This is a genomic window from Streptomyces sp. NPDC055254 (genome assembly GCF_053606025.1).
In genome coordinates this window covers 63,910-83,236 of the sequence record NZ_JBSGQV010000006.1, presented here as the reverse complement: position 1 = coordinate 83,236, position 19,327 = coordinate 63,910, and the positions used below count along the sequence as shown (strand labels likewise).

Sequence of the window (19,327 nt, the reverse complement as noted above, 5' to 3'; positions counted from 1 at the left end):
GCCGCACCACGAGGCTCGGTGCATGCCAACCGACGCCTCCCCCGGCGCGCTTCCGGCACGGGCGCCCCTCGCGCCCGTGTCCGGAGAGCCCGTCCTCGACGTGGTGATCCCGGTCTTCAACGAGGAGAAAGACCTCGGACCGTGCGTACGCCGCCTGCACGAGCACCTCACCTGCACCTTCCCCTACCCCTTCCGGATCACCGTCGCCGACAACGCGAGCACCGACCGGACCCCCGAGGTCGCTGCCGCGCTCGCCGGGGCACTGGAGGGCGTACGCGGCGTCCGACTGGAGGAGAAGGGTCGGGGCAGGGCCCTGCGCAGCGTCTGGTCCTCCTCCGACGCGCCCGTCCTGGCGTACATGGACGTGGACCTCTCCACGGACCTGAACGCCCTGCTGCCGCTCGTCGCCCCGCTGATCTCCGGGCACTCCGACCTGGCCATCGGCACCCGCCTCGCCCGCTCCTCGCGGGTGGTGCGGGGAGCCAAGCGCGAGTTCGTCTCCCGCGCCTACAACCTGCTGCTGCGATCCTCCCTCGCGGCCCGCTTCAGCGATGCCCAGTGCGGGTTCAAGGCCATCCGCCGCGAGGTGGCCGAGCGGCTGCTGCCGCTGGTGGAGGACACGGGCTGGTTCTTCGACACCGAGCTGCTCGTGCTCGCCGAGCGGGCCGGACTCAGGATCCACGAGGTACCGGTCGACTGGGTCGACGATCCCGACTCCACCGTGCACATCGCCCGGACCGCGGCCGAGGACCTCAAGGGCGTGTGGCGGGTGGGCCGGGCCCTGGCCGTCGGCGCTCTGCCGCTCGACCGGCTCGCCCGTCCCTTCGGTGACGATCCGCGCGACCGCACCGCCCTGCCCGGCGTGGACGGCGGGCTGGCCCGTCAGCTGCTCGGCTTCTGCGCGGTCGGCGCCCTGTCCACGCTGCTCTACCTCCTCCTGTACTCCGCCTTCCGCGCCGGGGCCGGAGCGCAGCTCGCCAACGGCGCCGCCCTGCTGCTCTCGGCCGTCGCCAACACCGCCGCCAACCGGCGGCTCACCTTCGGCGTGCGGGGCCGGGAGCGGGCCATGCGCCACCAGGCCCAGGGACTGGTGGTGTTCGGCATCGGGCTCGCCCTGACCAGCGGCTCCCTGGCCGCCCTCGGAGCGGCGACGCCGGAGCCCGCGCGCGGTACCGAACTGGCCGTCCTGATCACGGCCAATCTCGCCGCCACCGTGCTGCGGTTCCTGCTCTTCCGCGCCTGGGTCTTCCCCGAGCGGCGCGGCGCCACCTTCGTGACACCGACGGACAAGGACACCCGATGACCACGGCAGCACTGCCGCTCCTCCCGCCCGTCGTGGCCGGGGCACGAACGGACCGGCCCCGCTGGGAACGCCCCGCCCTCGCCGGACTCCTGCTCGCCACCGCCGTCCTGCTGCTGTGGGACCTGGGCGCGTCCGGCTACGCCAACTCCTTCTACTCCGCCGCCGTGCAGGCGGGCAGTGAGAGCTGGAAGGCCTTCTTCTTCGGCTCCTCCGACGCCGGCAACTCCATCACCGTCGACAAACCTCCGGCCGCCCTGTGGCCGATGATGCTGTCAGTCCGGCTGTTCGGGCTCGGCGCCTGGCAGATCCTCGTCCCGCAGGCGCTCATGGGTGTCGCGACCACCGCGGTCCTGTACGGCTCCGTACGCCGTCAGTTCGGGCCCGGTGCGGCGCTGCTGAGCGGCGCCGCCTTCGCGCTCACGCCCGTCGCCGCGCTGATGTTCCGCTTCAACAACCCGGACGCGCTGCTGACCCTGCTGCTGACCGTCACCGTCGCATGCGTGCTGCGGGCCCTCGAAGGGGCGCACACCCGCTGGCTGGTCTGGGCCGGGGTCGCGGTCGGTATCGCCTTCCTGACCAAAACCCTGCAGGCCTTCGTGATCCTGCCGCCGCTCGCCGTGCTGTACGCCGTCTGCGCGCCGACCCGGCTGCGCCTGCGCCTGGGGCAGTTGCTGCTCGCCGGTGCCGCCATGGTGCTGGCGGGCGGCTGGTGGGTCGCGGCCGTCGAGCTCTGGCCGGCCGGCTCGCGCCCGTACATCGGGGGCTCGCAGACCAACTCCTTCCTGGAGCTGACCCTCGGCTACAACGGCCTGGGGCGGATCAACGGCAACGAGACCGGCAGCGTGGGCGGCGGTGCCAGGGCCGGTGGCGGTGGCGGCTGGGGGGATACCGGTATCGACCGGCTCTTCGCCGGCAACATCGGCGGTCAGATCTCCTGGCTGCTGCCCGCGGCCCTGGTCCTGCTCGTGGCCGGACTGGTCATCACCTGGCAGGCCCGCCGGGCCACCGACTCGCTGGAGGGCATGGCCCGGGCGGCGTTCCTGGCCTGGGGCGGCTCGCTGCTGATCACGGCCGTCGTCTTCAGCTACATGCAGGGCATCTTCCACGAGTACTACACGGTGGCGCTGGCGCCGTTCGTGGCCGCGCTGGTGGGGATGGGGGTCGCGATGCTGTGGGAGGAGCGGGGCAGCCGGGCGGCGGTGTTGGCCCTGTCCGGCGTCCTCGCCCTGACCGCCGTCTGGTCGTACGTCCTGCTCGGCCGGGCCACCGGCTATCTGCCGTGGCTGCGGTGGACCGTGCTGGTGGCCGGGCTGCTCGCCGCCGTCGCGCTGCCGTTCGCGGTCCGGGTGGGCCGACGTCTCGTGCCGGCCACGGCGGCGCTCGCGCTGGGGGCGGCGCTGGCCGGGCCGTTCGCGTACTGCCTGACCACCGTGGACACGGCGCACACCGGTTCCATCGTCACGGCCGGACCGGCGGTGGCGGGGTCCCGGGGCGGGCCGGGCGGCATGATGCGGGCCCCCTTCGGCGGGGAGCAGCAGGGCGGTACGGGCGTGCCGCCGGGCAGCCAGGGCGGCCAGGGCGGTCCCGGCATGCCGGCCGGCGCCGGCGCCGGGCCGAACGCGCCGACCCGGCCCGGAGCGGGAGCCCCGGACGGCCGGGCGGGCGGCCAGGACGGCCCCGGGAGCCGGGGCGGCGCTCAGGACGGTCGCGGCTCCGAGCGGAACGGCGGCGCCCCGGGCGGTCCCGGCGGGCTGCTCGGCGGCACCCGGGTCGCGGCGGAGGCCACCGCGGCGCTGCGCGCCGACGCCGCGCGGTACACGTGGGCGGCGGCCGCCATCGGCTCGCAGAACGCGGCGAGCTACCAGCTGGCCTCCGGGGCGCCCGTGATGCCGATCGGCGGCTTCAACGGCAGTGACCCCTCCCCGACCCTGGAGCGGTTCCAGGAGTACGTGAAGGCCGGCGAGATCCACTGGTTCATCGCGCAGGGCGGCACCGCCGGCGGCGCGGAGGCAGGCGCCCGGGGCGGCGGCCCGGGCGGTGCGAGCGGCACGGCCATCGAGAACTGGGTCAAGGCCACCTTCACGGCGTCCACCGTGGGCGGCGCCACGTTCTACGACCTGACCACCCCGACGCAGAGCTCCTCCTGACCCGCCTCCCTCGCTCCCGGGCCTCCGTCGTGAGGGGCCCGGGAGCGGGGCCGTGACGGGTTCGGCCCGGGCCCGGATCGCCCGCGATCCGGGGGACAAGCCCTAGCATCAAGGGGGCGGACCGGGCATTCCGGGCTGATCCACCTTTCGTGAGGAGGGTCCCTCCATGGTGACCGCGGCCGACGCCTGGGATCCGGACCAGTGTGTGGACGGCCGCGAGGACCACCGCCCGTGCCGGGCGCCGGCGGGGGCCCCTTCCGGCCTCGACCGGGAACGGATCACCGGCGCCGCCGTGGCGCTGCTCGACGCGGAGGGGCCGGCCCGGTTCTCGATGCGGCGGCTCGCCGCCGGGCTCGGGGTCACCACGATGTCCCTGTACTGGTACGTGGACACCAAGCACGATCTGCTCGAACTCGCCCTGGACAGGGCCCTGGGCGAGCTCGCCCTCCCGACCTCCGGGCGACGCACGACTGGCCCGCGCGGCTGCGCTCGCTGGCGCGCGGCCACCGGCAGGTGCCGGACGGCGACTTCTGCCTCGCGCTCGATGTCCTGGTCGCCGGGATCCAGCCGAAGGCCGCCCCCTGAGGAGGGAGCGGCCTTCTGGAGCGCCCGCCTTCTGCGGAGGAGCGGCCTCGGCCCCGTGCGCCGGTCGTGGACCGGCAGCGCGTCAGGCCTTGGCGGCCGTTCCGGCGGGGGTCGTGGTCGCGCGCTCCGCCGCCGCCGGGAGGTCCACCGGCGCGGCGGACGAGGCCGCCGGGGAGGCCGGAGCGGCCGGGTCGGACTTCAGGGCGACCTCCTTGATGAACAGCACCAGCACCAGAGCGAGCAGCGCGAACGGGGCCGCGTAGAGGAACACGTCGCCGACACCGTGCCCGTACGCGGACTCGACCACCTCGCGCAGCGGCGCGGGCAGCTTGTCGAGGTCGGGGATCGCGCCCCCGCCGGTTGCGCCGTGGCCCATGGCCGCCGCCTTCGGCCCCAGTGCGGCGAGCCCGTCCTGCACGTAGTGCGTGACCCGGGTGGCCATCACCGCGCCCAGCGCGGAAACGCCCATCGCGCCGCCCAGCGAGCGGAAGAAGGTGACGACCGAGCTCGCCGCGCCCAGGTCCTCGGGAGCGACCTGGTTCTGGGTCGCGAGGACGAGGTTCTGCATCATCATGCCGAGCCCGAGGCCGGTGAGCGCCATGTAGACGGCGATGTGCCAGTACGGGGTGTCGTACCGCAGGGTGCCGAGCAGACCGATACCCGCCGTCAGGAGCACGCCGCCGGAGACGAGCCAGGCCTTCCACTTGCCGGTCTTGGTGATCACCTGGCCGGAAAGGGTGGAGGAGACGAAGAGCCCGGCGATCATCGGAATCGTGAGGACCCCGGACATCGTCGGGGACTCGTTGCGCGCCAGTTGGAAGAACTGGCTGAAGAACACGGTGCCGGAGAACATCGCGATGCCCACGAACAGCGAGGCCGCCGAGGCGAGCGTGATGGTCTTGTTCCGGAAGAGCCGCAGCGGGATGATCGGGTCGCTCGCGCGGGACTCGACGAGGACGAACAGCAGGCCGAGCGCCACCGCGCCGCCGGTCATGGCCCAGGTCTGCCAGGAGATCCAGGCGTAGGAGTCGCCGGCCTGGGTCACCCAGATCAGCAGCAGCGAGACGGAGCCGCTGATCAGGAGGGCGCCGAGCCAGTCGACCTTGACGTCACGGCGCACCACCGGGAGCCGCAGCGTCTTCTGGAGCACGATCAGCGCGATGATCGCGAAGGGTACGCCCACGTAGAAGCACCAGCGCCAGCCCAGCCACGAGGTGTCGGTGATGACCCCGCCCAGCAGCGGGCCGCCGACGGTGGCGACGGCGAAGACCGCGCCGAGGTAGCCGCTGTACCGGCCGCGCTCGCGCGGGGAGATCATCGCGGCCATCACGATCTGGGCCAGGGCGGACAGGCCGCCGACGCCGATGCCCTGCACCACGCGGCAGGCGATGAGCATGCTCGTGTTCTGGGACATGCCCGCGACCACGGAGCCGAGGACGTAGATCACCAGGGATATCTGGACCAGCAGCTTCTTGCTGAGGAGGTCGGACAGCTTGCCCCACAGCGGGGTCGCCGCCGTCATGGACAGCAGGGCCGCCGTCACCACCCAGGTGTAAGAGGACTGCGTACCGCCCAGGTCGCTGATGATCTGGGGCAGGGCGTTGGAGACGATCGTGGAGGACAGGATCGCCACGAACATGCCGAGCATCAGCCCGGACAGCGCCTTCATGATCTGCGGGTGGGTCATGGACGTGCTGTCGGACGTCGTCTCCGACCGGCCGTCGCCTCCCCGCACGCCGGTGGGTGTGGTCGTAGCCATGTGGTTCCTTAGGTACTAGAGGTACGAGAAGCTCGATCGGAGTCGAGCCAGCAGGGTGTTGAGTACGTCGACGTCCTCGGCCGACCAGTCGGCCAGTGATCTCTCCAGCGCGCCCGTGTACCGGGCGCCGAGCTCGGTGAGCAGGTCCCGGCCCGCGGGGGTGAGCCGCAGGATCCGGCAGCGGCCGTCGCCCGGGTCGGGCTCACGCGCGATCCACCCCCGGTCGGCCACGTGCGCCACGTGCCGGCTGGTCACCGAGATGTCGACCGCCATGAACTCGGCCAGTCGGCTCAGCCGCATCTCGCCGTGCCGGTCGAGGACGGTGAGGACGGCCGCGGCGCCGGCCGGGCAGTGCGGGGGCAGGCTGCGGGCCAGTTCACGCTTGACCGCGCCGATCCCGGTGAGCTGGCGGGCCAGCTCGCGGTACCGGGTGTCGGCGCCCGCCGCGGCCGTGTGCTCTGTGGTGGGAGTGGTCACCGGGCAGCCCCTCATCTTGTTGCTTAGAGCAACCATAGAAGCGGATGGTTGCTACACGCAAATGAATCGCAGGGGCGGGGCGGTAAAGGAATCGGAAAACCCGCTAGGGTCCTGCTCCATGGCTGCGAACAACAACTCACAGGGCCCCGAGGGAAACTACGACCCCGCGGGCAGCACTCAGATGTTCCGGGCGTTCGTCGAGGAGGCCGCTCCGGCCAGGCAGGCGGGGCCGGGAGCCCGGCAGCAGCGCCGCGCGGAGCAGAAGGAGGGCGGTTCGAACCAGGCCGTCCGGGTGGGGCTGGTCGTCGCGCTCGCGCTCTGTCTCGGCGCGGCGCTCTGGGTGGTCCTGCGCTGAGCCCGCGCCGGCCCGAGCATCGGAGCACGCGCTCGGTCCCGCCATCCCGGCTCAGCTCCAGGTGGCGGTGACCTTCCGCGTCTCGACCCGCATGCCGAGCGGAACCCGCCAGGAATCCACGCACACCGTGTAGGTCTGCGTCTTCGAGGCCCCGCCCGCGATCGGTGCGGGCAGTGGCTGGGCGGTGGTGATCGTCGCCCAGTCGACGCCGAGCGCGCCGATGATGTGCGTCGCGAAGCTGATCGTCCCCGAACGGGCGGCGATCGTACCGGCGTTGACGAAGGTGACCGTGACCCGCTCGCACCAGCGGTCGGCCGCGGCCGCCCTGACCGGGGCGGACAGCGTCAGCCGCGCCGCGGTGGCCGGAGGCGTCGTGCCGGGGCGGGTGCCCGGGTCCGTCGGCGAGCCGGGAGTGCCCGGCGGGCTCTGCGGCGTACCGGCGCCCGCCGACGAGCCCGGTGCCGAGGGCGTGCCGGGTGCCGCGGTGCGCCCGGGCCCGGCGCCGGCTGGCGTTCCGCCGCCGCTGCCGCCCAGCGGCTGCTGAGCCCCCGGGGCACTTGCCGACGTACCGCTGCGGGTGCCGGTCGACGCGTCCGCCGAGGTGCCCGCGGGCCTACCGGCCGACTCCGGGGAGCCGCCCGCCGCCGACGGGCCGCCGAGCCGCTGGAACTCCACCGGCCCCCGCGGCGCCACGTTGTCCCCCGCGCCCCGTTCGGGGCCCGGGGCCGCGGGGCCCACGGCGACGTATCCGTCCCGCGCCGGCCCGCCGCAGCCGGTGAGGCCTGCGGCCGCCGTGCAGCACAGGACGAGGAGTGCGGGCGTGCGGAATCCCGTTCGCATCGCGCCAGTGTTCCTGACGCTCCGTTAATTGTGAACCCCGCCCGGCCGGGCGGGGTCGGTTCACTCGCCGATGAGGCCCACGCGCAGCTGCGCGAGGGTCCGGGTGAGGAGCCGGGAGACGTGCATCTGGGAGATGCCGACCTCCTCGCCGATCTGCGACTGCGTCATGTTCGCGAAGAACCGCAGCATGATGATCTGCCGCTCCCGGGGCGGGAGCTTGGCGAGCAGCGGCTTGAGGGACTCCCGGTATTCGACGCCTTCGAGCGCGGTGTCCTCGTAGCCGAGCCGGTCCGCGAGCGAACCCTCGCCGCCCTCGTCCTCGGGGGAGGGCGAGTCGAGCGAGGAGGCGGTGTAGGCGTTGCCCACGGCGAGGCCGTCGACGACGTCCTCCTCGGACACTCCGAGCACGGCGGCGAGCTCCGGCACGGTCGGCGAGCGGTCCAGCTTCTGGGCGAGCTCGTCGCTGGCCTTCGTCAGCGCGAGGCGCAGCTCCTGGAGGCGGCGCGGGACGCGCACGGACCAGGAAGTGTCCCGAAAGAATCGTTTGATCTCGCCCACGACGGTCGGCATCGCGAACGTCGGGAACTCCACGCCGCGTTCGCAGTCGAACCGGTCGATCGCCTTGATCAGGCCGATGGTGCCGACCTGGACGATGTCCTCCATCGGCTCGTTGCGGCTGCGGAACCGGGCGGCGGCGTACCGCACCAGGGGCAGGTTCAGCTCGATCAGGGTGTCGCGTACGTACACCCGGTCCGGGCTGTCCGCGTCCAGGGCGGCGAGCCGCTGGAAGAGGGAGCGGGAGAGGGTGCGGGTGTCGATGGCTTCCGAGCGGTCAGGCGCCGGCGGAGCTGCCGGCGTCGTGCTCTTGACGAGCGTGAGCACCTTGGAGCTGCCCTGGTCTACGGACATGCCACCCCCTTGAGGTCGCGGACGGTCGCGTACGGCGCGCCCGTCGGAGGAACGCAGCCTCCACCTGAATACCGGAGGCGGAGCTGCGGCAAACGCGGTTCCAGCAGAATGTCACATGTCGGCAACACGCTGTAGCGCCAAGTCGACATATATCTCCAGCGACAGAAGGGGCGAGTCCGATCTGTCGGGAAACATGCGGATGATCTCCACTCGTTCCGGTTACGCCTCGATCCTGTTTGCGGATCGCAGCCGGGCGAAGCTCCGGGCGAGGAGGCGGGAGACGTGCATCTGGGACACTCCCAGCTCGGCGCTGATCTGGGACTGCGTCAGGTTGTTGTAGTACCGCAGGAGCAGGATCCGCTGTTCGCGCTCGGGCAGTTGTACGAGGAGATGGCGCACGAGGTCGCGGTGCTCGACCCCGGCCAGCTCGGGGTCCTCGTACCCGAGCCGGTCCAGCAGGCCGGGCATGCCGTCGCCCTCCTGGGCGGCCTCCAGAGAGGTCGCGTGGTAGCTCCGCCCGGCTTCGATGCAGGACAGCACCTCGTCCTCGGTGATGCGCAGCCGCTCGGCGATCTCGGAGGTGGTCGGCGTACGGCCGTGGAGGGTCGTGAGGTCCTCGGTGGCGGCGTTGACCTGCACCCACAGCTCGTGCAGGCGGCGCGGCACGTGGACGGTACGGACGTTGTCGCGGAAGTACCGCTTGATCTCGCCCACGACGGTCGGCATCGCGAAGGTGGGGAACTGCACGCCGCGCTCCGGATCGAAGCGATCGATGGCGTTGATCAGGCCGATGGTGCCGACCTGGATCACGTCCTCCATCGGCTCGTTGCGGCTGCGGAAGCGGGCCGCCGCGTACCGGACGAGCGGGAGGTTGGCCTCGATCAGGGCTCCGCGCACCCGGTTGTGCTCGCTGGTGCCCGGTTGCAGCCCCTTCAGCTGCCCGAAGAGGACCTGGGTGAGCGCCCGGGTGTCCGCACCCCGGCTCGGCGGCCTCGGTGCGACGGGCGCGGTCGGCGTGAGCGGCGCGACGGGCACGGTCGCCGAGGGCGGTGCGGTCGGCGCGATCAGTGCGGCCGGAGGCTCCTCGGCCTGCTCCTGACGGGCCTCCTGCTGGGTCTCGTGCCGGGGTCCCTGCCGGGACTCCTGCTGGAGCGGCACCTGGGGGTCCTGCTGGGGTGGCACCTGAGGCGCAGTACTGGCCGGCACGGTCACGCCACCCCTTCGGTCAATTTATCCGTCAAAAGCGGTCATAGCATCACAAGAGATGTGCACTCTACGCAAGCACCGGATAACGCCGTGTTGACGGCAAGTTGGGCATATCGGGATATCGCGACCAGCGGTGGGTACGCAAAAAGCCCCCCACCCGTCGGAGTGGGGGGCCGGGAAGTCCGGAAGCCGCTTCAGCGTACGGGGTCAGTTCACCAGTTCGGTCATGAACTCGCCGATCCCGGACGCGGCATCCGAGATCCCTTGGAAGCCTATTTGTACGAAGTCGGCGGCTTTGACCGGTTGGGTGATGATCACGAAGAGCACGAAGACGACGAGCGCACCCACGGCGAGCTTCTTGGTGTCCATGAGCGGTGTCGGCCTCCCCAACCGGTCCTGCAAAGTCGGGTGAGTCTAACCGGTCAGGTTTGGACACTCACCTGCCCTTCCAGGACCAATGACCCGGCGGTCCGGGTCCTTTGCCGCCGGGACGGTGGCGGGCAGGGCGCAGAACGGATGTGAGCCCACCGGTTCTGGCAGGAAGTCGGCGGGTGAGGGACGGGACTTCACTGCGGGGTCCGGGCCGCGAGCTTCCCCTGACGGCGGCTCGGACCGGCAGGTCTGTCCTCGTCGGGGGAAGTGGCTTGTCCCACGGTGCCACTTCCCCGTCCCCCACGTGGAAGGTCCCGACCTCGGTCGGGACCTTCACTTCGCTGCTACTCCAGGCCGCCGGCCAGGCCGAGGACGGGCTGTACGGGGTCGATCACGGGCGACAGCTGGTTGGGCAGGTCCATCAGCTGGTTGAGCTGGTTCAGTTCGTTGAGCTTGGCGCCGATCTCCTGGACGGAGCCGGGAGTGGCCCCCGCCGGCATGCCCGGAGCCGCCGTCGGCAGGTCCGGGAGGGTGATGGGGGCGAGCTCGGCGGCGGAGGCGGCGGGTGCGGCGAGGCCCGCGGCGGCCCCCGCGAGGGCGATGGCGGCGAGCATGCGCTGGGTCTTGGTCATGCCGTGACAACGGCCGAAGCGACGGGCGGTCACGCGGGAATCCTCGGGAAAGACGCGTCCGCGGGGCCGCCGGGGGCCGGCCGCGGCCGCCGGAGGTACGCGCCACCGGGCACCGGACATACGCCGAGAGCCCCGACCCTTGCGGGGCGGGGCTCTCGATCAGAGCGGTAGCGGTGGGATTTGAACCCACGGATAGCTTGCACCATCACACGCTTTCGAGGCGTGCTCCTTCGGCCGCTCGGACACGCTACCGAGAGAGAGCTTAGCCCAAGGTGCCCTGTGTGTTGAAATCCGTATCCGGCGGAGCGGTCGGACGTCGGTCGCACGCCGGTCGCACGCCGGTCTGAGCCCGCCGCCGGCGGGCTCAGAGGGTGCGGAAGAAGCCGGTCAGTTGCCGCGCGCACTCCTCGGCGAGTACCCCGCGGACCACCTCGGGCCGGTGGTTGAGCCTGCGGTCCCGTACGAGGTCCCACAAGGACCCGGCAGCACCCGCCTTCTCGTCGTCCGCGCCGTAGACGACCCGGGCCACCCGCGACTGCACGAGCGCGCCGGCGCACATCACGCACGGCTCCAGGGTGACCACGAGGGTGCACCCCGGGAGCCGCCATTCCCCGAGCCGGGCGGCCGCCCGGCGCAGCGCCACCACCTCGGCGTGCGCCGTGGGGTCGCCGGTCGCCTCGCGCTCGTTGTGTCCGGTGGCGAGGAGTTCCCCGTCCGGACCGAGCACGACGGCGCCGACCGGCACGTCGCCGGCCGGCACCGCCCGGGCGGCCTCCTGGAGCGCCAGGCGCATGGAGGCCCGCCACGGGTCCCGTACGGGATCGGGGTCGTGCGAGTCGTGCGTGTCCTGCGTGCCGTTCGTGTCGTCGTGCATGCCGTTCGTGCCGTACGGGTCGGTGGTAGGGGTCACTTGCGGGCCGGTCACTAGCGGACGGCCTCCAGTACCTCGGTGGCGCCGAGCGAGTCGGCGATCTCCGAGAGGGCGTCTCCGTCGAGGGCCATCAGTTCCTTGTGGGTCACCCCGAGGTCGTCCAGCAGCCGGGGGTCACCGAGCGGACCGGCAGGCACCGGTTCCGCGCCCGTCCCGCCCGTCCCGGCCACGTCGTCGTCCTCGTCGGTGAAGGCGGCGACGCTCTCCTCCTCGCCGTCCTCGGTGCCGTCGAGGTCGAGTTCGTCGAGTTCGTCGTCGTCCTCCTCGTCGTTGCCCAGCAGCTCTTTGGTCAGCATCGAGCCGTAGGAGCTGCGGGCGGCCGCGGAGGCGTTCGATACGAAGTACCGAGGGTCCTCCTCGCCGTCCACGCGGACGACGCCGAACCAGGCGTCCTCCTGCTCGATGAGGGCGACCACCGTGTCGTCGTCGACAGCGGCGGAACGGGCGAGATCGATCAGATCACTGAGGGACTCGACGTCGTCGAGTTCCATGTCGCTCGCTTCCCACCCGTCTTCGGTGCGCGCGAGCAGTGCGGCGAAGTACACCGTGACTCTCCCACTGGTCTTAGGCGTGCCGGTTGGAGGTCCCCCCGGCCGGAGGCCGGGGCAAAGCGGCCGTGTGCTCGCCGTCCGTGCCCCGCCCAATCGGCATCGTGGCAGAAACGGCGGCTTTGCGAGAGGTCTTCCGCGCTTGCGTCGCGCCGTGCCGCGTGCCGTGCGGCACGGGCGGGGGCCGTGGGGCGGCGGTGCCGTGCCGGGGCCGGATCCCTGGCGGGGCTTGCCCGGGCCGCCCTCCGCGGGGCCCGCGGGCACCCGGCGCTCCCCGGGCGCGCCGGGCCGCGCAGCCCGGGTTCCGGGCGACTCCCGCTCGGCCGTGTCGCCACCGGGCGCCCTGCCGGCCGCGCCGCGCGGGCGGTACGGGTCCGGGTGCGCGCCGCCCCCGGCGCGGCGGCGGCGCGGGCGCACGGGCATGCGTACGGCCGGGCGCGGCTCGGCGGTTCCTGCCCGGGACGCGGCGGCGGGCGGCGCCGGCTACCAGCGGAAGGTGCGCATCCGCATCTGCTGGCGCATGCGGGCCGCACGGGCGCGGCGGGGCTGGACCCGCTCCCGCAGCTCGCGCGCCTCGTTCAGCTCGCGCAAGAACTGCGCGCGCCGCGCTCGGCGCTGCGCCGCCGTCTCCGGCGTCTCGTACTCTTCGCTCGGCTGCGTGTCGGGCATCCGCCACCACCCCGGCTGATCCGGTCTTCCTCCTTCGCCGGCGCGAAGCAGACCCCCCGCAACCACCTTCCCCCGTACGGTGCGATTGATGCCACCCCCGCGCAGGTCAGGCATCGTCCGTGAGGGCGGGGACGACCGCCACCGGACCCCGGGCGTGCTGGAGGACGGCGTTCGCGACCGAGCCCATCCACAGCGACCTGGGCCGGCGGCGCGGGTGGTGCCGGCCGACGACGACCAGCGCCGCGGAGTGGGAGGCGTCGACGAGGCGCCCCGCCGCGTCCCCGGGTACGGCGGCCTGCTCGACCGGCACGTCCGGGAACCGCTCCCGGTACGGCCCCAGGCGCTCCGTCTGGGCGCGCAGCATCTCCCGCTCCGCCGGTACGCCGTCCCCTTCGTCCGCCAGCCCTTCCGGCGCGATCACCGCGAAGGGGCTGTCGATCACCAGGGTCGGCGAGGGCGGCACGGCGTACGCGGAGACCACCTGGACGGTGGTCCCCCGGGCGGCCGCCTCCGTGAAGGCGAACCCCAGTACGTCCTCGGGCGTCTCCGCCGCGTGCAGCCCCAGCACCACCCGCCCGGCCGAAGGCCCGACACCGGGAGAACCGCCGCCGGCCCCCTCGCCGCCGCCCGCGTCCGAGGAGGCATCGGCGGCCTCCGCGCTCCGCTCCGCGTGCGGGACCACCACCACCGGGCACGGTGCGGTCGTGGCCACCGCCCGGCTGCTCGACCCCAGCAGCAGGGTGGCGAACCCGCCGCGCCCCCGCGAGCCCATCACCAGCATGCGGGCCCCGGACCCGATCACCCGCAGCGCCTCGGGCACGGAGCCCTCCAGCGCCTCGTACCGGACCCCGTCCGGCAGCTCCGAGCCACCTCCCAACAGGGCCCGGATCCACTCTTCGACCGGGTCCGCGAACCGCTCCGGCTGCGCGGGGTCGTGCAGTGAGGCCCGACGCCCCGCGTACAACTGGGCGTGGTCGGGTAGGACATGGACGATCAGCAGGGACGCGCCGTGCCGGCGGGCCGCGGACCGTGCCCACTCCAGGGCCCTGAGGCTGTGTTCGGATCCGTCGACGGCGGCTATGACCGGTGTGTTGCTCACCAGTCCAGCGTGCTGGGGGTCCGGGAGGGGCGCATCCGCAGGCCGTCAGGGGCGTGGCGCGGCTCGGGACGCGAAGCGGCCGCGACAGCGCGTAGCCTTTTGGGTGACGGTCGCGTCCCGCGGCCGTTTTTGCAGGTAGCGGGGTCGCAGGTCGCAGGTCGAAGCCCTGCAGCTGAGTCTTGGAGGAAGTTGTGCGTTTGCAGGTCGTCGATCACCCCTTGGTGGCGCACAAACTCACCACGCTGCGTGACAAGCGCACCGACTCGCCCACCTTCCGCCGACTCGCGGACGAGCTGGTGACCCTCCTCGCGTACGAGGCCACCCGCGACGTGCGCACCGAGCAGGCCGACATCGAGACCCCCGTCGGCCCGACCACCGGCGTGAAGCTCTCGCACCCGCGCCCGCTCGTGGTGCCGATCCTGCGGGCCGGCCTCGGCATGCTCGACGGCATGGTCCGGCTGCTGCCGACCGCCGAGGTGGGCTTCCTGGGCATGGTCCGCAACGAGGAGACCTTGGAAGCGTCCACGTACGCGACGCGCATGCCGGAGGACCTCTCCGGGCGGCAGGTCTACGTGGTCGACCCGATGCTGGCCACCGGCGGCACGCTCGTCGCGGCGATCCGCGAGCTGATCAAGCGCGGCGCCGACGACGTCACCGCCGTGGTGCTGCTCGCCGCGCCCGAGGGCGTCGAGATCATGGAGCGCGAGCTCGCGGGCACGCCGGTGACGGTCGTGACGGCCGCCGTGGACGAGCGGCTCAACGAGCACGGCTACATCGTGCCGGGGCTGGGCGACGCGGGCGACCGCATGTACGGCTCCGCCGAGTAGGGCACGTCGGCTCCGCCGAACAGGACACGTCGGCTCCGCCGAACAGGACACGTCGGCTCCGCCGAACAGGACACGTCGGGGGATACGGCCGGACCGCGCACGCGGTCCGGCCGGTTCAGTGGGGCGGGGTCAGCAGGTCGCGGGCGCGGGCACGGGGTTGGCCAGGAGGGCCAACGCCTTGTCGGCGTCCTCCTTGGTGCTCAGCTCCTTGAAGGCGTCACCCAGGATCAGGTCGATGTCCGCGCCCTCGCGGGTGTCGGTCTGCTGGGCGGTGCCGGGGAGCTGGGTGCCGAGGACGGAGAAGGCCGCCTTGTCGGTCGCGGGGGAGCCCAGCAGTATCCCGGTGCCGGGGACCTTCTTGTCGAAGTCGGCCGGGGCGTTGCCGACGTTGCCGATGAGGAAGCCGCGGTTGCGCAGCTCGTCGCCGACCGCCTTGGCGAGGCCCGCGCGCGGGGTCGCGTTGTAGACGTTGACCGTGATGTCGCCGGGTTTGGGCAGCACGACGGCCGGTTTGGGCGGGGTCGAGGCAGCGGCGGGGCCGCCCTTGACCGCGGCGTTCGCGGCTGGTGTCGGACAGTCCTTGGCGCCGGCCGCCGTGGTCCGTTTGGGGCTGTCGCCGCGGAACACATCGATGAGCTGCAGAGCCCCGTAGCCGAGGAGGGCGAGCGCGAGGACCGAGCCGAGCACGGCGAAGACGATCCGACGGCGGCTCCGCTTACGGCTCATGCGGGGGTAGGCAGCTCCCGTGACGCGGTACTTTCCGCCCATGCCGGGGGGAGTGAGCATGCTCATGGGCGCAGCGTAGTGCCGGTCGGGGGCGATGCCTACTAAATGATCTGCTGATAGGTCAATGGTGACCCGAAAGGCGCAATACGCCACGAAAGGGGAAGCGGCCTCCGGCGCAGCCCGCAGCCGCGCCGCGGTGGACGTCCTCGGCCGTCGGCGCCCGGCCGAAGCGTGTTTCCGCACGTCAGCGCGATGGCGCGGCGACGGCGGACCCCGCGCCGGCCCGTGCCGAGCCCAAGCGGGCCGCGAGTCGACCTCGTGGCGGCCCGCTTGGGCTCGGCACGGCGGCCCGCTCCGGGGCCCGGTGTCGGCGCGCGTCAGTCCATTTCGAGGACGCGCGCGTGCAGCACCTGGCGCTGCTGGAGGGCCGCCCGCACGGCGCGGTGCAGCCCGTCCTCCAGGTAGAGGTCGCCCCGCCACTTGACGACATGGGCGAAGAGGTCGCCGTAGAAGGTGGAGTCCTCGGCGAGCAGCGTTTCGAGGTCCAGCTGTCCCTTGGTCGTCACCAGCTGGTCGAGCCGGACCGGGCGTGGCGCGACGTCCGCCCACTGCCGCGTGCTTTCGCGGCCGTGGTCGGGGTAAGGCCGCCCGCTACCGATGCGCTTGAAGATCACACGGAAAGCCTACCGGGCCGGTGCCTGCGGGCGCAGCCGTGCGCCGGTGGTGCAAAAGTGGCAGACAGCGCTAATTCGGGAGTGATCCATGAGCGAGAGCACCGACCCCGCCGATACCGACGTCCCTGTGGCGACCTCCGGACCCTCCGCGACCTCCGGACCCTCCGCGAGCCCCGAGGCGTCCGAGATCGCCGCCGGTTACGCCTTCACCGGTCCCGCGCTCGACCTGGGTGCCCTCCTGTGGGACGGCGCGTGCCTGCCCGACCGCCAGATCCGCATCCCGCTGTCCGTGCTCAACCGCCACGGCCTGGTGGCGGGCGCCACCGGCACCGGAAAGACCAAGACCCTGCAGCTCATCGCCGAGCAGCTGTCGGCCCACGGCGTCCCGGTCTTCCTCGCCGACATCAAGGGCGACGTCTCGGGGATCTCGGCGCCCGGCGCCGCCGGCCCCAAGGTCGTGGAACGCGCCGCCGAGGTGGCCCAGCGCTGGGAGGCCACCGGCTGCCCCAGTGAGTTCTACTCGCTCGGCGGGATCGGCCCCGGCATCCCGATCCGGTCGACCGTGACGAGTTTCGGCCCGGTGCTGCTGTCGAAGGTGCTCCAGCTCAACCGGACGCAGGAGCAGTCCCTCGGCCTGATCTTCCACTACGCCGACGCCAAGGGCCTGGAGCTGATCGACCTCAAGGACCTCCGGGCGGTGGTCGCCTTCCTCGTCTCCGACCGGGGGAGAGCCGAGCTCAAGGGCGTCGGCGGGCTCTCCACGGTGACGGCCGGGGTGATCCTGCGGGCGCTGACCGCCTTCGAGCAGCAGGGCGCGGCGGACTTCTTCGGGGAGCCGGAGTTCGACACGGGCGAGTTCCTGCGTACGGCTCCCGACGGCCGCGGGCTCGTCTCCGTACTGGAACTCCCGGCGGTCCAGGACAAGCCGCAGCTCTTCTCCACCTTCCTGATGTGGCTGCTGGCGGACCTCTTCCACGACCTGCCGGAGGTGGGCGACCTGGAGCAGCCCAAGCTCGTCTTCTTCTTCGACGAGGCCCACCTGCTCTTCAACGGCGCCTCCAAGGCCTTCCTCGACTCCATCACCCAGACGGTCCGGTTGATCCGCTCCAAGGGCATCGGCGTCTTCTTCGTCACGCAGACCCCCAAGGACGTGCCGGGTGACGTGCTCGCCCAGCTCGGCAACCGCGTGCAGCACGCGCTGCGCGCCTTCACCCCCGACGACGCGAAGGCACTGCGGTCGACGGTCAGGACCTTCCCGCACTCCGCCTACGACCTGGAGGAGTTGCTCACCGGGCTGGGCACCGGCGAGGCCGTGATCACCGTCCTCGGCGAGAAGGGCGCCCCGACCCCGGTCGCGGCGACCCGGCTGCGCGCCCCGCGGTCGCTGATGGGCCCGATCGAGCCGACCGCGCTGGAGCGGGCGGTGAAGGCCTCGCCGCTCTACTCGCGCTACGCGGAGCCCGTAGACCGCGAGTCGGCGTACGAGAGGATCAGCGCCGAGCAGGCCGCCGCCGAGGCGGCGGCGGAGGCGGCCGCGGCTGCCGAAGCGGTCGAGAAGGCCGAGAAGGTGGCGCGGAAGCAGTCCGGGGAGGCGGCGAAGGCGGCGCGCGGCGCGCCCGCACGGGATCCCTCACTGGCCGAACAGGTGGCGGGCAGCGGACTGTTCCGCTCGCTGGCCCGGTCGATCGGTACGCAGGTGGGCCGCGAGATCTCCCGGTCGATCTTCGGGACGGCGCGCAAGCGCAGGTGACCCCGTACGCCTCGTACGCCTCGGCCCGTACGCCCCGTACGCCTCGGCCCGTACGCCCGGCCCGAGGCGTTCCGGGCGAGGCGTTGCGGCCGAACCGGAATGCCGGCCGCCGGGTTGGCGCTGACAGACTCGCCGCATGCGGACCGAACTCACCGACACCACGTCCAGCAAGGTCGACCGGGCCCTGCTCGCAGCCCGCCGGGCCATAGGCAGCCCCACCATGGGGCTGGTCCTGACCCTCGTCGTCGTCACCGACGAGGAGAACGCCTACGACGCAGTACGGGCGGCCTCCGAGGCGGCGCGCGAGCACCCGTGCCGCATCCTCGCGGTGATCAAGCGGACCGCGCGCGGCCCGCACCGGCGCCGGGTGAGCCGGCTGGACGCCGAGCTGCGGGTCGGCACGGACGCCGGTACCGGCGAGACCGTACTGCTGCGCCTGCACGGCGCGTTGGCCGATCAGGCGGGCTCGGTGGTCCTGCCGCTCCTCGTGCCCGACGCGCCCGTGGTGGCCTGGTGGCCGGGCGAGGCCCCCGCCGACGTGGCCGGGGACCCGATCGGCGCGCTCGCGCAGCGCCGGATCACGGACGCGGCGGCGGCCGTCGACCCGATCGGCGTGCTCGCCGAGCGGGCCGCCGCCTACCGGCCCGGCGACACCGACCTGGCCTGGACCCGGCTGACGCCGTGGCGGGCCCTGCTGGCCGCCGCGCTGGACCAGAATCCGCTGGCCGTGACGGGTGCGGCGGTCGAGAGCGAACCGGACAACGCGAGCGCCGAGTTGCTGGCGCGCTGGCTGGAGGATCGGCTGGGGGTCCGGGTCGACCGGGTGGCGAGCGAAGGCCCCGTGATCACCCGGGTCGGTCTGCGGAGCCCGGGCGGGGAGGTCCGGGTGGACCGGCCCCGGGGCGCGCTGGCGACCCTGAGCCTGCCGGGCAGCCCCGACCGCAGGGTGGCGTTGAAGATCCGCAGTGGCGCCGAGCTGATCGCGGAGGAACTGCGCCGTCTGGACGCGGACGTGGTCTACGGCTCCGCGCTGCGGCGGCGGCCGCTCCAGACGGGGCTCTGCGCGTAGTGGTTGTCGTAGGTCGCCGAGCTGTCCTTGATGTCCTGCACGGTGGCCTCGCCCGCGTTGACCCGGCCCAGTAGCCGGTAGTAGTCGAAGCGGTCCATGCCGGGGGTGAAGCCGACGAAGACGGAGGCGGTGTGCCCGGCGGCGGGGGCGAAGGCGTGCTTGACGCCCGGCGGGACGGCGATGAAGTCACCGGCGCCGAGGGTGTGGATCTCGTCGCCGACCAGTACGTCGAGCAGCCCGGCGGTGACGTGGAAGAACTCGGTCGCCCTGGTGTGGAAGTGCACCGGGGCGCCGGCCGCGCCCGCGTCGAAGGTGGCGGTGTTGCAGGTGAGTTCGGGGGTGTCCGTGAGCAGCGTGATGAGGCTGCCCGGGGCGTCCTGGATGGCTTCGGCGGTGGCGGCGCGGGTCGCGATCTCGTTCATGTCCCCCAATCTACGACCGGGACCGAC

The 19,327-nt window shown here is 72.8% G+C and carries 20 protein-coding genes, 1 tRNA gene and 1 pseudogene; 7 read left to right on the top strand and 15 right to left on the bottom strand.

Translation table 11 applies throughout. From position 1 onward, the window contains the following. Window positions 1-22 precede the first annotated feature (22 nt). The 3 genes and pseudogenes from ACWFQ8_RS08750 to ACWFQ8_RS08740 form a co-directional block, all read left to right on the top strand. Window positions 23-1,303 (top strand): glycosyltransferase, encoded by a 1,281-nt coding sequence (locus tag ACWFQ8_RS08750; protein WP_453785471.1) that lies wholly within the window; start codon window positions 23-25, stop codon window positions 1,301-1,303. After that, a complete protein-coding gene (locus tag ACWFQ8_RS08745; RefSeq protein ID WP_453785470.1) occupies window positions 1,300-3,450 on the top strand; it encodes an ArnT family glycosyltransferase in 2,151 nt (716 codons plus the stop codon). The genes ACWFQ8_RS08750 and ACWFQ8_RS08745 overlap by 4 nt, the downstream gene beginning before the upstream one ends. A gap of 203 nt (window positions 3,451-3,653) precedes the next feature. Next, window positions 3,654-3,960: pseudogene (locus ACWFQ8_RS08740) on the top strand (TetR/AcrR family transcriptional regulator); the annotation flags it as partial. 157 nt (window positions 3,961-4,117) lie between these two features. Here the strand turns inward: ACWFQ8_RS08740 and ACWFQ8_RS08735 are convergent. Both ACWFQ8_RS08735 and ACWFQ8_RS08730 read right to left on the bottom strand, forming a co-directional pair. Then, on the bottom strand, window positions 4,118-5,794 hold the full coding sequence (locus ACWFQ8_RS08735) for an MDR family MFS transporter (protein ID WP_453785469.1): 1,677 nt from the start codon (window positions 5,792-5,794) through the stop codon (window positions 4,118-4,120). A 15-nt stretch (window positions 5,795-5,809) separates the two neighbouring features. Further along, complete coding sequence (locus ACWFQ8_RS08730; RefSeq protein WP_453785665.1) at window positions 5,810-6,286, bottom strand: MarR family winged helix-turn-helix transcriptional regulator; 477 nt, start codon at window positions 6,284-6,286, stop codon at window positions 5,810-5,812. A 103-nt stretch (window positions 6,287-6,389) separates the two neighbouring features. On the opposite strand from ACWFQ8_RS08730, the gene ACWFQ8_RS08725 reads away from it, so the two are divergent. Further along, entirely contained in the window at window positions 6,390-6,626 is a 237-nt protein-coding gene (locus ACWFQ8_RS08725; protein ID WP_453785468.1) for a hypothetical protein, read from the top strand. Between the two features lie 51 nt (window positions 6,627-6,677). Here the strand turns inward: ACWFQ8_RS08725 and ACWFQ8_RS08720 are convergent, their stop codons facing one another. The 10 genes from ACWFQ8_RS08720 to ACWFQ8_RS08675 all read right to left on the bottom strand — a co-directional run bounded on the left by ACWFQ8_RS08720 (window position 6,678) and on the right by ACWFQ8_RS08675 (window position 13,832). Beyond that, window positions 6,678-7,466 (bottom strand): hypothetical protein, encoded by a 789-nt coding sequence (locus tag ACWFQ8_RS08720; RefSeq protein ID WP_453785467.1) that lies wholly within the window; start codon window positions 7,464-7,466, stop codon window positions 6,678-6,680. 60 nt (window positions 7,467-7,526) lie between these two features. Then, entirely contained in the window at window positions 7,527-8,375 is an 849-nt protein-coding gene (locus tag ACWFQ8_RS08715; protein ID WP_453785466.1) for an RNA polymerase sigma factor SigF, read from the bottom strand. A 219-nt stretch (window positions 8,376-8,594) separates the two neighbouring features. Further along, window positions 8,595-9,410, bottom strand: a complete 816-nt coding sequence (locus ACWFQ8_RS08710) for an RNA polymerase sigma factor SigF (protein WP_453785664.1) — start codon at window positions 9,408-9,410, stop codon at window positions 8,595-8,597. A 378-nt stretch (window positions 9,411-9,788) separates the two neighbouring features. Next, on the bottom strand, window positions 9,789-9,950 hold the full coding sequence (locus ACWFQ8_RS08705) for a hypothetical protein (RefSeq protein WP_453785465.1): 162 nt from the start codon (window positions 9,948-9,950) through the stop codon (window positions 9,789-9,791). A gap of 347 nt (window positions 9,951-10,297) precedes the next feature. Beyond that, entirely contained in the window at window positions 10,298-10,585 is a 288-nt protein-coding gene (locus tag ACWFQ8_RS08700; RefSeq protein WP_453785464.1) for a hypothetical protein, read from the bottom strand. A 165-nt stretch (window positions 10,586-10,750) separates the two neighbouring features. Then, window positions 10,751-10,837 (bottom strand) — tRNA-Ser (locus ACWFQ8_RS08695). A gap of 112 nt (window positions 10,838-10,949) precedes the next feature. Next, a complete protein-coding gene (gene tadA / locus ACWFQ8_RS08690) occupies window positions 10,950-11,459 on the bottom strand; it encodes a tRNA adenosine(34) deaminase TadA (RefSeq protein WP_453785663.1) in 510 nt (169 codons plus the stop codon). Window positions 11,460-11,509: 50 nt separating this feature from the next. Further along, the gene (locus ACWFQ8_RS08685) at window positions 11,510-12,061 is read right to left on the bottom strand and encodes a tRNA adenosine deaminase-associated protein (protein ID WP_453785463.1); all 552 of its coding nucleotides are present in this window, start codon (window positions 12,059-12,061) and stop codon (window positions 11,510-11,512) included. A gap of 486 nt (window positions 12,062-12,547) precedes the next feature. Beyond that, window positions 12,548-12,733 (bottom strand): hypothetical protein, encoded by a 186-nt coding sequence (locus ACWFQ8_RS08680; protein ID WP_453785462.1) that lies wholly within the window; start codon window positions 12,731-12,733, stop codon window positions 12,548-12,550. A gap of 106 nt (window positions 12,734-12,839) precedes the next feature. Next, complete coding sequence (locus tag ACWFQ8_RS08675; RefSeq protein ID WP_453785461.1) at window positions 12,840-13,832, bottom strand: universal stress protein; 993 nt, start codon at window positions 13,830-13,832, stop codon at window positions 12,840-12,842. Window positions 13,833-14,023: 191 nt separating this feature from the next. Between ACWFQ8_RS08675 and upp the strand changes: the two genes are divergently transcribed. Next, on the top strand, window positions 14,024-14,659 hold the full coding sequence (gene upp / locus ACWFQ8_RS08670; RefSeq protein ID WP_031141526.1) for a uracil phosphoribosyltransferase: 636 nt from the start codon (window positions 14,024-14,026) through the stop codon (window positions 14,657-14,659). Between the two features lie 129 nt (window positions 14,660-14,788). On the opposite strand, the gene ACWFQ8_RS08665 is transcribed toward upp, so the two are convergent. Further along, a complete protein-coding gene (locus ACWFQ8_RS08665) occupies window positions 14,789-15,451 on the bottom strand; it encodes a LytR C-terminal domain-containing protein (protein WP_453785460.1) in 663 nt (220 codons plus the stop codon). Between the two features lie 311 nt (window positions 15,452-15,762). Further along, window positions 15,763-16,059: a type II toxin-antitoxin system VapB family antitoxin gene (locus tag ACWFQ8_RS08660; RefSeq protein ID WP_384544094.1), complete on the bottom strand. Its 297-nt coding sequence runs from the start codon at window positions 16,057-16,059 to the stop codon at window positions 15,763-15,765. Window positions 16,060-16,147: 88 nt separating this feature from the next. Between ACWFQ8_RS08660 and ACWFQ8_RS08655 the strand changes: the two genes are divergently transcribed. Beyond that, window positions 16,148-17,809 carry a helicase HerA-like domain-containing protein gene (locus ACWFQ8_RS08655; protein ID WP_453785459.1) on the top strand — a complete coding sequence of 554 codons (1,662 nt, stop codon included), beginning with the start codon at window positions 16,148-16,150 and terminating at the stop codon, window positions 17,807-17,809. A 136-nt stretch (window positions 17,810-17,945) separates the two neighbouring features. Then, window positions 17,946-18,878: a glucose-6-phosphate dehydrogenase assembly protein OpcA gene (gene opcA / locus ACWFQ8_RS08650; RefSeq protein ID WP_453785458.1), complete on the top strand. Its 933-nt coding sequence runs from the start codon at window positions 17,946-17,948 to the stop codon at window positions 18,876-18,878. Here the strand turns inward: opcA and ACWFQ8_RS08645 are convergent. After that, complete coding sequence (locus ACWFQ8_RS08645; RefSeq protein WP_453785457.1) at window positions 18,827-19,300, bottom strand: cupin domain-containing protein; 474 nt, start codon at window positions 19,298-19,300, stop codon at window positions 18,827-18,829. The two genes, opcA and ACWFQ8_RS08645, sit on opposite strands and share 52 nt — an antisense overlap. Window positions 19,301-19,327 lie beyond the last annotated feature (27 nt).

What these genes read in the sequence shown, in the direction of transcription:
- ACWFQ8_RS08750 (WP_453785471.1), top strand. Translation starts at nt 23, where the DNA reads ATGCCAACCGACGCCTCCCCCGGCGCGCTTCCGGCACGGGCGCCCCTC.
- ACWFQ8_RS08745 (WP_453785470.1), top strand. Translation starts at nt 1,300, where the DNA reads ATGACCACGGCAGCACTGCCGCTCCTCCCGCCCGTCGTGGCCGGGGCA.
- ACWFQ8_RS08735 (WP_453785469.1), bottom strand. Translation starts at nt 5,794, where the DNA reads ATGGCTACGACCACACCCACCGGCGTGCGGGGAGGCGACGGCCGGTCG.
- ACWFQ8_RS08730 (WP_453785665.1), bottom strand. Translation starts at nt 6,286, where the DNA reads ATGAGGGGCTGCCCGGTGACCACTCCCACCACAGAGCACACGGCCGCG.
- ACWFQ8_RS08725 (WP_453785468.1), top strand. Translation starts at nt 6,390, where the DNA reads ATGGCTGCGAACAACAACTCACAGGGCCCCGAGGGAAACTACGACCCC.
- ACWFQ8_RS08720 (WP_453785467.1), bottom strand. Translation starts at nt 7,466, where the DNA reads ATGCGAACGGGATTCCGCACGCCCGCACTCCTCGTCCTGTGCTGCACG.
- ACWFQ8_RS08715 (WP_453785466.1), bottom strand. Translation starts at nt 8,375, where the DNA reads ATGTCCGTAGACCAGGGCAGCTCCAAGGTGCTCACGCTCGTCAAGAGC.
- ACWFQ8_RS08705 (WP_453785465.1), bottom strand. Translation starts at nt 9,950, where the DNA reads ATGGACACCAAGAAGCTCGCCGTGGGTGCGCTCGTCGTCTTCGTGCTC.
- ACWFQ8_RS08700 (WP_453785464.1), bottom strand. Translation starts at nt 10,585, where the DNA reads ATGACCAAGACCCAGCGCATGCTCGCCGCCATCGCCCTCGCGGGGGCC.
- tadA (WP_453785663.1), bottom strand. Translation starts at nt 11,459, where the DNA reads ATGCACGACGACACGAACGGCACGCAGGACACGCACGACTCGCACGAC.
- ACWFQ8_RS08680 (WP_453785462.1), bottom strand. Translation starts at nt 12,733, where the DNA reads ATGCCCGACACGCAGCCGAGCGAAGAGTACGAGACGCCGGAGACGGCG.
- ACWFQ8_RS08665 (WP_453785460.1), bottom strand. Translation starts at nt 15,451, where the DNA reads ATGAGCATGCTCACTCCCCCCGGCATGGGCGGAAAGTACCGCGTCACG.
- ACWFQ8_RS08655 (WP_453785459.1), top strand. Translation starts at nt 16,148, where the DNA reads ATGAGCGAGAGCACCGACCCCGCCGATACCGACGTCCCTGTGGCGACC.
- opcA (WP_453785458.1), top strand. Translation starts at nt 17,946, where the DNA reads ATGCGGACCGAACTCACCGACACCACGTCCAGCAAGGTCGACCGGGCC.
- ACWFQ8_RS08645 (WP_453785457.1), bottom strand. Translation starts at nt 19,300, where the DNA reads ATGAACGAGATCGCGACCCGCGCCGCCACCGCCGAAGCCATCCAGGAC.